The sequence below is a fragment of the Dactylosporangium sp. NPDC049140 genome, from assembly GCF_040648435.1.
In genome coordinates this window covers 1-14,889 of record NZ_JBEZDS010000100.1, presented here as the reverse complement: position 1 = coordinate 14,889, position 14,889 = coordinate 1, and the positions used below count along the sequence as shown (strand labels likewise).

Genomic DNA, 14,889 nt, shown 5'->3' with positions numbered 1-14,889 from the left:
GCACGCTCAGCCAGTACACGTCGCGTGCCGTGCCGTGCGCGCCCCGTGCCGTGCGCGCCCCGTGCCGTGCGCGCCCCGTGCCGTGCCGTGCGTGCCCGTGCCGTGCACCAGCCAGGCGAGCCCGCTACGCCGTGCCGTGCGTGCGTTGCCGGTTGGCCGGGCAGCGCGATCGTGGCAGACCTCTGGGACGTGGCGCGCCGGTGGTACCCGGTTGTCGGGCCGCTGGCCGTGCGTTGCCGGGCCGGCGCGGGCGATGCCAGGCTCGGGCGGCCTGGTTGTCGGGCGGCTGACCGTGCTTTGCCGGGCCGGCCCCCGCTGGTGCCAGGCGTCGGCCGCCCGCATCCATCGCGACCGGCCTCGGCGTGGACATCGACCGACGGGAGTCCTCCGGCATGGACGTGCTGACCGCGATGCTGACTCGCCGCAGCCAGCACCGGCTGACCGAGCCCGCGCCCGACAACGGGGAGTTCGCCGAACTGCTCGCGATCGCGGCGACCGCGCCCGACCATGGGCAGCTGCGACCGTGGCGCTGGTTACTCGTGCGCGGAGCGGGCCGCGACGCGCTCGGCGAGTGTTTCGCCGCGGACGTCGACGCCGAGCGGGCCGGTGACGCGGCCGCGAAGCCGTTGCGCGCACCACTGCTGGCGACGCTCGTGTTCCAGCCCCGGCCGGGGCACCGCGTGCCGGAGTGGGAGCAGCTCGCGGCGACGAGCCTGATGAGTCACGCAATGATGCTGCTGTTGCACGAGCGCGGGTACGGCAGCATCTGGCGCACGGGTTCACACACGGACTCGCCGGCGGTACGGGCGCTGCTGGGCCTGGGGCCGGACGAGCGAGCGCTGGGCTGGCTGTACATCGGCAGCCCGATCAACGGCCGGCTGCTGCCGCCGCGAACACTGCCGGACGTCGCCGAAAAGGTCACCGCGCTGCGGCATCACGCGACCGTCGACGCGTCCTGACCGGGTCGCCGAGCAGCACCATCGACGCAAGCCGATCATCTTACCGGCAACGTCGGCCCGAACCGACCGCCGAATGGCGCCATCGACGCGACCCCATCCAGCTCAATGGCAGCGCAGGCCGAGCGAGAGATGGGACGGCACGGTCGACACGGCCGCGGCCGAACAGGAGATGGGACGGCACGGTCAACACGGCCCCGGCCGTGCCGGAGGTGGACGGCAGCGTCGGCGCGGCCCACCCATCTGACCGGCACCGTCGCCTGCCTGATCGGGTCGCCGGACTGCACAGGCCACTCGCAGTCTCACCGAGCGCGGCGCCGGCATCAAGTCACCGCACGCGCGCGGACGTACAGCGCGTGTCCGACTGATGCATGCGACGCAGTCGCACACCCCGCCGCCGGGGACCGGAACCGGTCGTACTGGACGGTGAAAAAAGCCATCGATACGATTCCGGGCGACAGGAAAAGATCACGGGGACCTCAACGGGGAAACACCAATCACCGGCGCACCTCGTCCCGCCGGACGGGCACGGTGCCGCCGACGCTGCAGAACAACCACACGACCGCCGGACACCCCGGCGGCCGCGCCGTGCCGTCGACACAACAGACGGTGCGGCCCACTCCCGCTGACGCCCCGCGCGCCATGCACGGCGCCCACGCCGCCTCGGCCACACTGAAAGCGGGAGCTTCGATGCCCTTGCACTTCGCCATCCTTGGCAGCCTCGAGATCCGGACCGCGGATCAGAATATTCGCATCACCGCGCCCAAGCAGCGCGCCGTGCTCGCCGCCTTACTGCTCAACCCCAACCACGACGTCACGACCGACCAGCTCATCCGCTACACCTGGGACCACCGGCCGCCCGCCACGGCCCAGACCACCATTCAGTCCTATATCTACCGCCTCCGGCAACTGCTCAAACCCATTCCCGACGTCACGTTGCAGACGAACATCGACAGCTACGCCCTGCACGCCGATCCCGACACCATCGACCTGCACCACTTCCACCAGCACATCTGCGACGCCGGCGTACACGCCGAGACCGGTGAACTCCAGGCCGCCGCGACCAACTTGCGACGGGCCCTCGGCCTCTGGCGGGGCAACGCATTGACCGGCATCCCGGGCGACACGATCACGCAGCAGGCCACGATCCTCAACAACGAGCGGATCACCGCCTACGAGGAGCTGTTCGACACCGAGATCACCCTCGGCCACGCGCGCAGCATCATCTCCGAGCTGCACAAGACCGTTGCCAACCACCCGTACCACGAGCTCTTCCGAGCCCAGCTCATGCACGCCCTGTACGCCTCCGGCCGTCAGACCGAGGCCCTGCAGCACTATGCACATTTCCGCCGCCGGCTTCGCGACACCCTCGGTATCGAGCCCGGCGCCGAGCTGCAGCACCTCCACCGCGCCGTGCTCAACCACACGGCGCCCGCCGACATCACCGCGCCGGCGCGACTGCGCACGACCCAGATTCCCATCTGCTGAGCCGCGTACCGATCCTCACACCGCCGTCGCCCGGTTGTGCATTCCACGCCAGCCGGGCGCCAGCATGCCGCAACCGGCACGGTTTGGAACGGCCGAGGCACAGCACACAGCGTCGCACCACGGGCACGCCCGGGGGGGCACGACGTAGCACGGGCACGCACGGCACGGTGCGCACGGCACGGCACGCGCGCAGGTTAACGGCACGGCACGGCACGGCACGGCACGGCACGGCACGGCACGGCACGCAGTTAAACGGCACGGCTGGGCACGCAGTTAAACGGCACGGCACGGCACGGCGTAAACACGGCACGCGCGCAATTAGCCGCATTGCACGGCACGCGCGCAGTTAGACGGCGCCACGCGGCACGGTGTAGCAAGGCGCGGGACGGCGTCGCGTTGCACGGCACAGCGTTGCACGGCACGGCGCAGCACATGGACAACGGCATGGCGCGCACGGACACCGCCGGCATGGCTCAGCACGGGCATGCGCGGGCACGGTCCAACTGCGCGGCGCGCGGCAGTTGGACGGCCGGGGTGGAGCGGCGTTGGCGCGCCGATCGTGAGCCGCTAGACCGGCCCCCGACGAGGTGCCGCACATGGTCGTGGCAGCGGCATCATGACTCTCGCGGCGGCCGGACCGCTGCGCGTTTCCGCGTCCCGCCGTGCGGGCCGACCGTTCCCGAGATGGAGGGAGCCCACCATGGGCTTGCCCGACGAGCCGGTGTTCCTGCGATCCAACGCCATCATCGAGCCGCTGGTCGATCGATTCTTCGCCTGGATGCACATCGTCGCGCCGGTCCAGGCGTCGATGAACCTGGCCAACCTGCAGGTGCCGCTGCTCGAGTCGTACGTACAGAACCCGCAGGTGCACCTGGCCGCCAGCAACAATCCGGCGCTGCGCGGCGGCTACTTCGTGAACATCGAGGAGTCCCGCAGCAACGAGGTCGCCGAACTGCTCGACGGCATCAAACGCGACCGCGCCGACATGCTCGCCTTCGCCGCCGCGGTCGCCGAGGCCGAGGCCATGCTCGAGCAGCAGGCCAGCGGCTTCGACCTGACGCCCTTCTACCCCAAGCTCCCGGCGGCGCTCAACGGCCTCGTCGAGCTGGCGTACGACACGAACAACCAGGCCTCGATGCGGTACATCGAACCGCTCGTCTACACCAGCCCGGTGTACGACCGCGGGCGGCAGTCGGTCCAGCTGTCCCTCGACACGGGGGTCGAGCGCCCGTTCATCCTGAGCACCCCGCGGCTGCCCATGCCCGGCGTCCTCGACCTGCCGCTGCACTTCGACCACCCCGGCCTCGACACCCTGTTCGCCGCGCGCACCGCACCGACCACCCTCGGCCGGCTGCGGGAAGCGCTCGAGCTCAACGACGCCCAGGCCGCCCAGCTCGCCACGCTGCTGTCCGACGCGCCCAGCCTCTCCCCCGACCGGCACATCGAAAACGGCGGGCGGATCCGGTACTTCGGCCACGCCTGCCTGGTCCTGCAGACGCCGGACGTCGCCATCGTCACGGACCCGTTCATCAGCACCGACAACCGGCACGGCGACCGCTACACCATCGACGACCTGCCCGACCGCATCGACTACGTCCTCATCACCCACGGCCACCAGGACCACATCGTCCTCGAGACACTGATCGCCCTGCGCAGCCGGATCGGCGCCGTCGTCGTGCCCCGCTCGTCGCGAGGGAACCTGTGCGACCCGTCGATCGGCCTGTACCTCAAGGCGATCGGCTTCAACGTCATCGAGGTCGACGACTTCGACGAGGTACCCTTCGCGGGCGGCCGGATCGTCGCCACACCGTTCCTGGGCGAGCACTCCGACCTCGACATCCGGGCGAAGTCCACGTTCCTGGTGCAGCTCGCCGGTGCCACCGCGTTCATCGGGGCCGACTCGTCCGGCATCGACCCGGTGTTGTACCGCTACATCAAGGGCCACCTCGGCAAGGTGGACATGGCGTTCCTCGGCATGGAGTGCGACGGCGCCCCGCTGACGTGGCTGTACCAGGGGCTGCTGACCCGCCCGGTGACGAAGAAGATGAGCGACTCCCGCAAGCTGTCCGGCTCCAACGCCAAGCAGGCGGCCGACATCATGCGCGAGCTCGACGCCGACGAGGCCTACATCTACGCCATGGGCGAGGAGAGCTGGCAGGGGCACGTCATGGCGACGACGTACACCGAGGACACGTACCAGCTCAAGCAGATCGACGAGTTCATCGGCTGGTGCACCGACAACGGCATCACCGCCGAGCACCTGTTCAACCAGCGCGAGTGGCGCTGGTAGCACACCGTTGGTCGAGGGCCGGCGGGATCCGCCGGCCCTCAATCGGTACCGATGCCCTCGCGTTCCAGGCGATCCGCCAGCCGCAGCCATTCGTCGGCGCACGAGCGGGCGACGTTGGCGATGAGGTACGTGCAGTGCGGCGGCACCTTGTCCATGACCTCGAGCCGCTCCTCCGAGTGGATGGCCCGCGAGAGTATCCAGCGCAGCAGCTGCCGGCCCGAGTCGCTGAAGCGCAGCGCCGGATCGTTCTGCAGGCCCTGCAGCATCGCGGCGAGATCCGGGCCGTCCGGCGACGTCACCGCCGGGCGGCCCGCCTTCGCGTTGCGCTGCTGACGGGCCGGCGGCACCGGATCCTCGCCCCCCTCCAGGCGGCGCCGGACGTCGCGGACGGTCGACGGTGAGACCCCGGCCTCCCGGGCCACCTCGCGTAGCGACGCACCGGGCCGCTCGCGAATGATGTGCGCGGCCCGGAGCCGGCCCCCGGCGCCGTCGAGGGGGCGCACACGGCCGTCGCGGCCGGTGCGGGCCCGTACCTCACTGTCGGACTGGATCCGCAGGCGGCGCCGGATGTTGGCGACCGTGCGGGCGCCGAGCCCGGCGGCGGCGGCGATGGCCCGGTCGGACCAGCCGGGCGCGGCGGCGATGATCCGCTCGGCGGCCCGGGAGCGATCGGCGAGCGACAGCGGCAGCCCGTGCGCGATGTTGCTCTGCACGGCGAGGACGAACGCCTCCTGCTCGTTACCGTCGAAGAAGCGGACCTCGATGAGCTCGTCGCCGCGCAGGACCGCGGCCCCCAGCCGGTGCATCCCGTCGATGACCCGCATCGTGGGACGGTGCACGATAATCGGCGGGAAGCGGGCGTCGATGCGGGCCAGCATCTGCGTGTGCTCGACGTCCTCGCCGAGCTGCCGGGGCGTGTCGGCGGGGCGTAACGAGCGGACCGGTAACCATTCGGGCTCGGACAGCTCGGTCGGGCCGGTGTCGTCCGGCGCTCGATGTCCGGGCAGCAACTGCAGAAACGGCGGCTGTTCCAAGGCGGCTCCCCGAAGCTCGTTCTTCCTTGGCCGAACCGGGTGGCTGTGTCCAACTGCGTCGCCGACGCTGTTGGACGCCCGCCGCCCACTCGCCCATGGTAGACGGCCACCTGACGCATCGATACGATCCCGATCGGTAAAAGCGGACTTGAATGCCGTCCGATTCGGCAGCGCCGCTCAGTCGCCGGACGGGTCGCGCAGCGCGTCCCCGAGCGGCACCAGGCCGTGCTGGAGCCCGAAGATGGCGGCCTGGGTGCGGTCCTGAAGGTCGAGCTTCATCAGAATGCTCGACACGTGCGACTTCACGGTCTGCTCCCCCAGCGACAGCGAGCGCGCGATCTCCCGGTTGGAGCGGCCCCGGGACAGCTCGACGAGCACGTCGCGCTCCCGGGCGGAGAGCCGCTCGAGCGGCCCGTCGCGGTCCTGTTCGCGCCACCGCCGCACGAGCGCGGCGGCGACGTTCGGGGTGAGCACGCTGCCGCCGGTGGCCGCGGCCCGCACGGCCTCGATGACCCGGTCGGCGGTCGTGGTCTTGGGCAGGTACGACAAAGCGCCGGCGCGCACTGCCTCGATCGCTTTGTGCTCGTCGGAGTACGACGTCAGGACGATGACCCCCGGTCGGTGCTCCTCGCCGCGCAGCGCGTGCAGTACCCCGAGCCCGTCCAGCCCGGGCATGACCATGTCGAGCAGCACCACGTCCGGGCGCGTGCGGCGGATCTCGGCGAGCGCGGCCGTGCCGTCGGCGGCCTCGCCCACGACCTCGAGGCCGGGCTCCTGGGCCAGCATGAACCGCAGGCCCTGCCGGACGACCTCGTGGTCGTCGACGATCAGCACCTTGACCATGCCGCCGCGCTCCTTCGCCGGTCCGTGCACCACCGGCCTCCAGAGTAACGAGCCCGGCGGCGCACTCCGCTCAGGCCGCCTCCGACTCGATGAACCGCGCCAGGCGTCCGATGCCCTCCTCGATCTCTTCAGGCGTCAAATAGCTGGTCGAGAGCCGGATGGCCCGATCGCCGCCGCCGCCCGGGTAGAAGTACGACATCGGCGTCCACAGCACGGCGAACCGTTCGGCCGACCGTGCGAGGGCGGCGTTGTCGGCGACGAAGGGCACGGTGGCGCTGAGGAAGAAGCCGCCGGTGGGCCGGTTCCAGGACACCCCCAGGGCCTCGCGCCGGGCGGCGGGCAGCCGCCGGTCGAGCTGCTCCAGCACGAGCCGCATCGACTCGCCGTAGTGCTCGGCCGGGGCCGCGTTGAGGTCGGTGACCCGCCCCCCGGCCGACAGCAGCGCACCGGCGACGGCCGCCTGACTCAGCGGCGACGTGTTCACGGTGACCATACTCTTGATCTTCGCGAGCTCGTCGGCGAGGAGCCCGCCGCCCTCGACCGCCTGGTCGGCCACGACGAAGCCGACGCGGGCGCCGGGGAACACGGTCTTGGAGAACGAGCCGAGGTGCACGACCCGCCGCGCGGAGTCCAGGGCCTTCAGGGTCGGCAGCTGGGCGCCCGGGCTCACCAGGCGATACGGGCTGTCCTCGATGATGAGGATGTCGTACCGTGCCGCAAGCTCCAGCAACGCGCGCCGCGCCGCCAGCGGCACAGTGGTCCCGGCCGGATTGGAATGGTCCGGGATGACGTAGAACGCCCGCGGCCGCCGGCCCAGCGCCAGCTGCGCCTCGATCGCGGCGGCGACGTCGGCCGGCTCCAGGCCCGCGGGCCGCTCGACGACGGGCACGACGTCGACGTCGAGGATGCGCGCGGCGCCGCTGATGCCGACGTAGCAGGGGCTGGACACGAGCAGCACGTCCCGGGGCCCGCTGATGAGGGCCCGGACCACGAGCAGCATCGCCTCCTGCGCGCCGACGGTGACGACGATCGACTCGGGCGGCACGTCGATGCCCTCGTCGGCGTGCAGTGACCCGGCGATGATCTCGCGGATCTGCCCGGCGGTCGGCCCGTACTGGTACATCACCGACCGGATCTGCTCGGGCGACCGGCCCTGTTCCTGCAGGTGTACCAGGTAACGCCGCACGTGGGCGACGATGTCCTCGGTGTTGAAGAACTTGTCGTGCGGCCGGCCGGGCGCGAACGAGATCGCGTCCGGGTGGCGCAGGGCGATCTCGTTGAGAAAGTTCATCGTGTCCATGAGCGGGTCGGACAGGCTGGGATGCAGCTCGGCCCGGCGCAGCACGGCCGGCGCAGGCCGGACGACCGTGCCGGGTTGCGACTCATCCCCGTGCCGCACAGCCACCTCGGGCACAACGACCGTGCCGGTGTACGACTCATCCCCGTGCCCCACAGCCGCCTTAGGCACGACGACCGTGCCGGATTGCGACTCATCCCCGTGCGGCACGGCGAGCACAGGCTCGACGACCGTGCTGGGATGCGACTCATCCCCGTGCCGCACGGTCGGCTCGGGCGGGGCGGTGGTCGTCACGGTGTCAGGGCCGGCGGTGTCGAGGTCAGACAGGCCCGCCAGGGTCATGGCGTCCATGGTCTCCTCGCGCAGGATCTCCAGCATCCGCGCCACCCCGTCCTGCGCGCCGGCCGCGAGCCCGTGCAGCACGGGCCGGCCGATGAGCACGGCATCGGCGCCCAGGGCGCGGGCGGCGATGATGTCGGCACCGTGGCGTACGCCGCCGTCTAGCAGCAGCGGGCACTTGCCCCGGGTCGCCGCGGCCACCTCGGGCAGCGCGTCCAGGGTCGGCGGCGCGCCGTCGAGCTGCCGGCCGCCGTGGTTGGACACGATGATGCCGTCGACGCCGGCGGTCAGCGCCCGCTCCGCGTCGGCGCCGGTGAGGACGCCCTTGACGAGGACCGGTAGCGACGTGATGCCGCGCAGCCAGTCCACGATGCCCCAGTCCAGGCCGGGGTCGAGCTCGGCCCGGGCGTGCCCGCTCGGCGACGCGTAGTCGCCCGCGGGCAGGTTCGCCGGGCGGATGTGCGGCGGCAGCCGGAACCCGTTGCGCTCGTCGCGCAGCCGGCGCCCGAGGTGCGGCGTGTCGGCGGTGACGACGAGGGCGTCGAACCCCGCGGCCTCGGCCCGGCGCACGAGGGCGGTGGTGGTGTCGCGGTCGCGGAAGCAGTACACCTGCAGCCACAACGGCGCCGCCGCAGCCTCCGCGAGCTCCTCGAACGTGCGCCCGGCGAAGGTGCTGACGACGACCGGCACCCCGGCCGCGCCCGCGGCCCGCACGGTGGCGAGTTCCCCGTCGGGATGGGCCAGGGTCTGGTACGCCAGCGGTGCGACCCCGAACGGCACGGCCCAGCGCCGTCCCAGGATCGTCGTGTCGAGCCGGGGCGTCCCGGCGGCGGCGAGCACGGTCGGGCGCAGCCACGTGCGCTCGAACGCGGCCCGGTTCCCGGCCAGCGTGCGCTCCTGGCCGGCGCCGCCCTCGATGAAGTCCCAGACCGCCGGGTCGAGCCGCCGGCGCGCCTCGGCGGCCAGATCGGCGAGGGTCAGCGCGGTCACTCCGCGACGATCCGATCTTCCCGTTCGACGGCCTCGTACAGCGCACGGATGTTGGCGCTGCCGAACCCGCGTGCGCCGCGCCGCTGGATGAGCTCGTAGAACAGCGTGTTGCGGGAGTGCGGTGACCGTGTGAAGAGCTGCAGCAGGTATCCCCACTCGTCCCGGTCGGCCAGCACGTTCGTGTCGCGCAGGTCGGCGATCTCGACCGACATCTCGCGCAGCCGGTCGCTGAGCGCGTCGTAGTAGGCGCCCGGCGTGGTCAGGAAGTCCACGCCCCGGTCGCGGAAGTCGCGCACGGCCGGCACGATCTCGTCGACCAGGAACGCCAGGTGCTGCACGCCCGGCCCCGCGTTGCGGTCGAGGAACGCGTCGAGCTGGCCGGCCTCGCGGTTCGTCACCGGCTCCAGGAACGTGAAAGTGGCGGTGGCGGCCAGGTTCCGGGCGACGATCGAGTCCATCGCCTGGTTGCCGACCTCGATGAATTCGCTGGAGTACCGTTCGAAGCCGAACGCCTCGATGTAGTGCTCGACGCGCTCGTGCAGGTCGCCGGCGTCGAGTACGACCGCGATGTGGTCCAGCGCCCGGATGTGCGGGCTCCGTTCGGCGTCGGCCCGACGCGCCGCCCGCGCGGCCGGCGTCCAGGGCAGGCTGGCGGGGGCGTACCGCGTCGACTCGGGCAGCAGACTGTGCCGAACGGAGCCGAACGCCGCAACGGCGTTCTCGCCGACGGCCCGTGCCCCCGCCGCGAGCGCCCGATCCCGGGTCGCGGCAACGTCGTCACAGATGAACGCGATGTCGGCGACACCGTCACCGTGCCGTTCCAGAAACTCAGCGGCGACGTCCCCTTCGGTGACGATCAGCCGCACGTCGCCGCGCTGCAGCAGAGACGACTCAGCGCGCGACGATCGCGCCCGGGCCATGTCAGCAAAGTCGAGGGCGGAGACGAAGTAGTCGACGAGCTCTTCCCGCTCAGTCGCGTAGAGCTCGATGTGACCGATGCGCAGGACGGTCATGAACTGCTCCCGTGGGATTCGTTCGGCCCGCGGCGGCTCGGCCGTCGCCGCGCTCGATGCGCGGCCGGCCGTTCCGCCGCCGTCGTACCGGTGGCGGTCCGGGTCCGCGGTCTGATGGCGCGATCAGGCTCGCATCCGCGGCGAAGGAGCGGCAATGCGCCACCATCGGCGCGCCACCCCTGCCCCACGCCCCCACCGGACTCGGCTCAGCACCGTGCTTTCGCACGCCTCCCGCGGCCGGGTCGGGACTTCTCCCCCGGGCCCGCGGCGGGCTTTACCTCAGGCCCGCGGCAGACTTTCGCCTCCGGACCCGCGGCGGGCTTTACCTCAGGCCCGCGGCAGATCTTTCTTTACCTCCAGGTTTGCGGCGGAGCTTTACCTCCGGGCCCGCGGCAGGCCGACACCACGACCCCAACGGTCTGGCGACGTCACGGCACGGCCGAGCACGGTACGGACCGAGCCGGCATCCCGAGCCCACAGCCCGACGACGACACCGAGCACGGTCCAAGGTGAGCCGGCACCTGGAACCTGCGGCACGCCCACGAGACCGTGCAGCGTCCACGGCGAGCCGGCGCGGCCTGGCCACGAAATCGGGCACGGCGCAAGGCATGCCTGCGGCCTGACCACCAAACAGGCAGGTTCCACGGCAATCCGGCACCGCGGGCCCCGCCGCTCGGTCACACCACGACGGGGCCGGACGCTCAGAGCTCGAACTCCTCCAGCTCCTCGTCGCCGCCACCGGTGCCGACCATCGCCCGCTTGACCACCCCGGCGAGTCCATCCACCGTCGGCGTGTCAAAGAGCGCCGCAACGGGCAGCTCGACATCGAACACCGCCCGAATGCGAGTCACCACCTGGGTCGCGAGCAGGGAGTGTCCGCCGAGCTCGAAGAAGTTGTCGTGCACGCCGACCCGCTCAACCCCGAGCACGTCACTCCAGATCGCCGCGAGCTGCTCCTCGGCGGGTGTCCGCGGCGCCACGAACCCACCGTCAAGCTCAGGCCGGCTCTGATCGGGTGCAGGCAGCGCCGCCCGGTCGAGCTTCCCGTTGGCGGTGAGCGGGATCGCGGTGAGTTCAACGAACACGGCCGGGATCATGTGCTCCGGCAGCCGTGCCGCGAGGAATGCCCGCAGATCGGCAACGGACGGCATCCCATCATCCGCGACCAGATAGCCGACCAGCCGCTGCCCATCAGCCACCACAACCGCGGCGGCCACAGCGGGGTGCGCGAGCAGCGCCGCCTGGACCTCACCGGGCTCGATCCGATACCCGCGGACCTTCACCTGATCGTCGGCACGCCCGAGGAACGCAATCAGCCCATCCGGGCGGCGCACGACGACATCCCCGGTCCGATACAGCCGCAACCCGCCCTCGGCAGCGACGAACCGTTCGGCGGTCAGTTCGGGGCGGCCCCGATACCCACGGGCCAGCCCTGCACCACCCACGTACAGCTCGCCGCGCACACCGACCGGCACGGGCCGCAGGAACCGGTCCAGCACATGCAGGCGGATGTTCGGCAGCGGCGCACCGATCGGCACCACCGTGCCGTGCAGCACGTCATCCGTGAGCCGCACGGTCGCCACACCAACCGTCGTCTCCGTCGGCCCGTAATGGTTCGCCGCACGACCCGCCAACTCCCGAGCCACCTCAACCGGCGTCGCCTCACCACCCAGGATCAACGCCCGAGCCGGCCGAACCCGCGACACACCCAGACCCAGCAGATGCGACGGCACGATCTTCACGTAATCGATCGCATGGTCGGTCAGGTAGGCGTCGACCAGGTCCGGGTCAGTGACGATCGCCGGGTCCACGAAATGCAGACATCCACCGGTCGTCAACGCCGTGAACAACATCGTGTTCCCGAAGTCCGTGGTCGGCGGCTGCAACAACGCATACGACCGGCCCGGCTCACCGATCCCCAACCGGGACGGCACACCCGTGACGTAGTTGAGCAGACCGCGGTGCGTCACCTGCACAGCCTTGGGACGACCCGTGGAACCGGACGTGAACATCACGTACGCAACCCGGTCCAGATGCGACACCACCGTGCGCAGGGCCGTGTCCGGCACAGTCTGCAACAGCGGATCATCCAACAGCACGGTCCGCAACCGGCCGACCGGGAGGTCACCGATCACGTCGGCCGTGCCGACCAGGACCGACACACCAGCCTCAGCCAACATAAACGCCGACCGCTGCGCCGGCTGAGAACCATCCAGGGTCACATACGCACCGCCGGCCGCCCACACCGCCAGGACCGACACCACAAAGTCGACACCCGAATCAGTCGCCAGACCCACCACCGACTCCGGGCCCACACCCACCGAACGCAACAAATGCGCCAGACGGTTCGAACGGCTCACGACCTCGGCGAACGTCCACGACTCACCACCCGCAACCACCGCTGTCGCGTCCGAGGGCCGGACCAGCTCATGGATGCCTGAGACCTGAGGCAGGTCCGCGTCCGTGTCGTTCCAGGTGTCCCGCTGAGCAGCCTCGAGGTCCACTTCGGACAGATGGAGTTCCGCGCTCCCGGCGACCGTTGCGAGCAGTTGCTGGAAGTGGGTGATCATCCGGCGGATTGTCGGCTCGTCGAACAGTCTGGTCGCGTAGTGCAGCGAGCCCTTCAGGCCGCCGCTGCGTTCGGACATGATCAGGCGTAGGTCGAACTTGGCGTGGGCGGCGCGTGCGGGGCCGTCGATGCCGTCGCCGTCGTTCTCGTCCGCGTCGCCCGCGGCGAAGTAGTTGTAGAGGACCTGGAACAGCGGAGTCCGGGAGCGGTCCCGGTCCGTGACCAGCTCGTCGACGAGGCGCTCGAACGGCACGTCCTGGTGGGCGAAGGCCTCCAGTGTTCCCGTGCGCACCCGGGTCAGCAGCTCGGCGAAGGTCGGGTCGCCGGACAGGTCCGTGCGGAGTACCAGCGTGTTGACGAAGTACCCGATCAGACCCTCGATCTCGGCCCGGTTGCGGTTGGCGATGGGTGTGCCGACGACGATGTCGTCCTGACCGGAGTATCGCTGCAGCAGTAGTGTGTAGGCGCCGAACAGCGTCATGAACATCGATGCGCCAGCGCCCCGGGACAGATCGTGGAGTCGCTCGGCGATGTCGTCCGGCACGGCGAAGTCGATGATCGCCCCGTCCGAGGTGCGCACGGCCGGGCGCGGGTGGTCGGTCGGCAGGTCCAGCACGGGCGCGCCGGTCAGTCGTGTGCGCCAGAAGCCCAGCTGCTCTTCGAGTACGTCGCCGGTGAGCCAGTCGCGCTGCCACACGGCGTAGTCGGCGTACTGCACGGGTAGCGGGGGCAGCTCGGCGCCCGCGTACAGGGCCTCGAGCTCACGGCGCAGCACGCCGTCGGACCATTCGTCGCCGACCGCGTGGTGCATCGTCAGCGCGAGCATGTGCTCGTCATCGCCGGCCCGCAGCAGCGATGCCCGCCACAGCCAGCCCGCGGCCAGGTCGAACGGCACCACCGCGTCGGCGGCGAGCCACTCCTCGACGCCGCCGGCGGACAGGTCCACCACCGGCAGGTCGAAGTCGACCGGCGCGTCCACGACCTGCGCCGGCACCCCGTCCGGGCCGGCGACCAGCCGCGTGCGCAGGACTTCGTGCCGTGCCACCAGCCCGCGCAGCGCCGCCGCGAGCGCGTCGACGTTCAGGTCACCGACGAGCCGGATCCGGAACGGCATGTTGTACTCGACCGAGTCCGGCTCGAGCTGCGCCAGGAACCACAGCCGCTGCTGTGCGAACGACAACGGCAGCTCCCGGTCGCGCGGCACCGGCACGAGCGGAGGCGCCGCGGGACCGGCCGAGGAGCCTTCTATCACCGCGGCGAGCCGGGCCACGGTGGGCGCATCGAACACGGCCGCGACTGGTACCTCAACCCCGAACACACTCCGCACCCGCGACACGACCTGCGTCGCGAGCAGCGAATGCCCACCGAGCGCAAAGAAGTCGTCGGACGCCCCGACCCGGTCGATCCCGAGCAGTTCGCCCCAGAGCCCGGCCAGCACTTCCTGCACGGGCCCGACCGGCGCCACATATGCGCCCCCGACCGGCAACTGCACCCCGTCCAGCGCCTGCCGATCAACCTTCCCGTTCCGGTTCAACGGCAACGACGTCAACTCGACGAACACCGACGGCACCATATACTCCGGCAACCGTGCGCCCACCCCGAGTCGCAACGCCTCAACGGCAAGCGACTCACCTCGAGCCGGTACGACATACGCCACGAGCCGCCCGTCTTCCGCCACCACAACGGCGTCCACCACACCCGGCAGCGCCCGGAGCGTGGCCTCAACCTCGCCCGGCTCGACCCGGAACCCGCGCACCTTCAGCTGATCATCGGCACGGCCGACGAACTCCAGCACCCCGTCGGCCCGCCACCGTGCAACATCCCCGGACCGGTACAACCGTGAACCGCCCGGCCCAGCCACGAACCGCTCAGCGGTCATCTCGGGACGTCCCACATACCCCCGGGCCAGACCAACACCACCGATGTACATCTCACCCGGCACACCAACCGGCACAGGGTGCAACGCAGCATCCAGCACATACACCTGCACATTGCCCAGCGGCGCCCCGATCGGCGGCTCCACCTCCACCCCGGCATCCACCAGCCCGGCAGTCGCCATCACCGTCGCCT

Annotated in this window: 8 protein-coding genes; 3 read left to right on the top strand and 5 right to left on the bottom strand. The window is 71.0% G+C overall.

The window, feature by feature from the left end:
* Positions 1-362: 362 nt before the first annotated feature.
* From AB0B76_RS57540 to AB0B76_RS57530, 3 genes are all read left to right on the top strand, one after another.
* Positions 363-959 (top strand): nitroreductase, encoded by a 597-nt coding sequence (locus tag AB0B76_RS57540; protein WP_360394511.1) that lies wholly within the window; start codon positions 363-365, stop codon positions 957-959.
* A gap of 687 nt (positions 960-1,646) precedes the next feature.
* Positions 1,647-2,444, top strand: coding sequence for an AfsR/SARP family transcriptional regulator (locus AB0B76_RS57535; protein WP_360394508.1), 798 nt, complete (start codon positions 1,647-1,649; stop codon positions 2,442-2,444).
* Between the two features lie 700 nt (positions 2,445-3,144).
* A complete protein-coding gene (locus AB0B76_RS57530; protein ID WP_360394505.1) occupies positions 3,145-4,734 on the top strand; it encodes an MBL fold metallo-hydrolase in 1,590 nt (529 codons plus the stop codon).
* Positions 4,735-4,772: 38 nt separating this feature from the next.
* Here the strand turns inward: AB0B76_RS57530 and AB0B76_RS57525 are convergent, their stop codons facing one another.
* From AB0B76_RS57525 to AB0B76_RS57505, 5 genes are all read right to left on the bottom strand, one after another.
* A complete protein-coding gene (locus tag AB0B76_RS57525; RefSeq protein ID WP_360394503.1) occupies positions 4,773-5,768 on the bottom strand; it encodes a helix-turn-helix domain-containing protein in 996 nt (331 codons plus the stop codon).
* 177 nt (positions 5,769-5,945) lie between these two features.
* A complete protein-coding gene (locus AB0B76_RS57520) occupies positions 5,946-6,644 on the bottom strand; it encodes a response regulator transcription factor (protein WP_360394500.1) in 699 nt (232 codons plus the stop codon).
* 37 nt (positions 6,645-6,681) lie between these two features.
* Complete coding sequence (locus tag AB0B76_RS57515) at positions 6,682-9,237, bottom strand: aminotransferase class I/II-fold pyridoxal phosphate-dependent enzyme (protein ID WP_360394498.1); 2,556 nt, start codon at positions 9,235-9,237, stop codon at positions 6,682-6,684.
* Positions 9,234-10,250, bottom strand: coding sequence for a 4-hydroxyphenylpyruvate dioxygenase (gene hppD / locus AB0B76_RS57510; protein WP_360394495.1), 1,017 nt, complete (start codon positions 10,248-10,250; stop codon positions 9,234-9,236). The genes AB0B76_RS57515 and hppD overlap by 4 nt, the downstream gene beginning before the upstream one ends.
* Before the next feature lie 701 nt (positions 10,251-10,951).
* Positions 10,952-14,878, bottom strand: coding sequence for an amino acid adenylation domain-containing protein (locus tag AB0B76_RS57505; protein ID WP_360394492.1), 3,927 nt, complete (start codon positions 14,876-14,878; stop codon positions 10,952-10,954).
* Positions 14,879-14,889: the final 11 nt, after the last annotated feature.